Raw genomic sequence first — 1,658 nt, 5'->3', positions numbered from 1 at the left:
ATCAAAGTTGCCCGGAGTCCACCATCAAACTGACAGGCACCACTTTGTAGCCTCTGCTACCAGCTTTGATGGTTTTAATGGGCGGAATTGTGCAACTTGGGAATGCACAATTCCAGAGGATTGGCTCCTCAACGCCCGTGGCATCAGCAGCAAGATCGTTTTCCTACTCTTCCCTTTCAGATGCGCTCCCGTCGCTCCAGAGAGTGCCAGCGCGGTTTCATCTGATGATTGGTTCAGCAGCCAGCGGCAAAAGCACGGCTGTTCGGATCCTTGTCCAGCACTTACAAGCCCAGGACAACCGCCCCATCCATTACATCTCCAGCAGAGAGATCCGCGACGAGCTTTATGGCAACCCCCACCACCGCGGCCCCTGGGCGGAAGTAGAAGCCGCCATTCACCGCAAGCTCTGTGAGGCCCTCAGCGAAGGTGCAACAGCGATTGTGGAAGCCTGTTATGTCAAACGAGACTTTCGGCTGGCCATCACCCAGGCCCTGCCGCTGCCGGAGCCGGTGCAGTGGATTGGCTGGTGGCTTGATACACCTATTGGCCTGTGCCGGCAGTGGAACCAGCAGCGCGAGCATCCGGTGCCAGATGCGGTGATTACTAAGCACTGTTCCCAGCTGATGCAGGCCGGGCCCACACCCCATCGGCAGGAGGGTTTTGCCCAGGTGGTTCGCCTACAGACCGGCCAGGGCATCGCGCTGGAGGAGTTGATTCCAGCGCAGTTAGCGGCGCTGGATCACCACATCCGCCAGGCCAGCAACCGGGATGCCAGCCACGAGCTGCACGGCTACTCGTCCCTGCTGGATCAGGAAAGGCTGATTTTTCTAATCCGGCTGCTCAGCAGCCAGCCAAAACTGACAAGCACCACTCCAGAAGCCCCCGGAGAGCTGGGACAGCAACTCAGGGCCCATGGCCAGGACGATTTGGCGCTGGTGGTGTCACAGGAACTAGCCGTTCAACACGGAGCCTGTTTTGGCGATCCGCTGGCGGTGGCCGCCGATCTTGCCTGGCTAGAGGAGCAGGGATTCATGGCCGGCGCCACCCTGGCGAGCGATGGCTTAAGCCACAGGCCGCTCTTGCCAATCGAACCACCTCCCTGGCCTGCCGGCAAGGCTCGCAGCACAGGGGGCTTCTCCCGGCTGGCGGATCGTCAAGCCTTCCAGCAGGCCCTCACGGTGCTGCGCCATCTGCTGCATCACCCGTTTGATCGTGCAGCTGGTGTTCGGGTGCATAACCACCTGGCCCGCAGCCTCAACCAGGACGCCAACGGCGGCTACAGCGGATGGAGCGCCAGGAAGGTGCAGGACGTCATCACCCAGACGCTCACCCCCTACGGATTCCGCATGCCGGGTAGCAGTGGCCGTGGCGGCTACGCGATCGGCGCTTCTTTGCTGTCGGTGCCGCAGCTGCTGGAGATGTGGCAGCTGCTTGAGTTGCAGGCCAACACACTGGGATTCAGCTCGGCCGTCCAGATCCGAGCATCGATTCAGGACTCGCTGAAACGGGTGGGGGTAGAGCTTGAACAGCAGCCGCTGGCGCGCACCTTGCACTGGCCCTATCGCACGTTGGGATCTACAGAAGCCGTACTGGAAGCTGCCATTAAGCGGCGGCAGCGGGTGATGATCACGCTGCGCTCCCGCAGCGGAGAGCGCTCC

General features: G+C 61.5%; 1 protein-coding gene. It reads left to right on the top strand.

The genetic code is table 11. The annotated features are described in order from the left end of the window. Positions 1-224: 224 nt before the first annotated feature. Positions 225-1,658: AAA family ATPase (locus AC01FP_RS17445; protein WP_474481981.1), on the top strand; the 1,434-nt coding region annotated here is incomplete at its 3' end.

Source organism: Cyanobium sp. NIVA-CYA 375, assembly GCF_056108345.1.
This window is presented reverse-complemented; position numbering and strand designations above follow the sequence as displayed.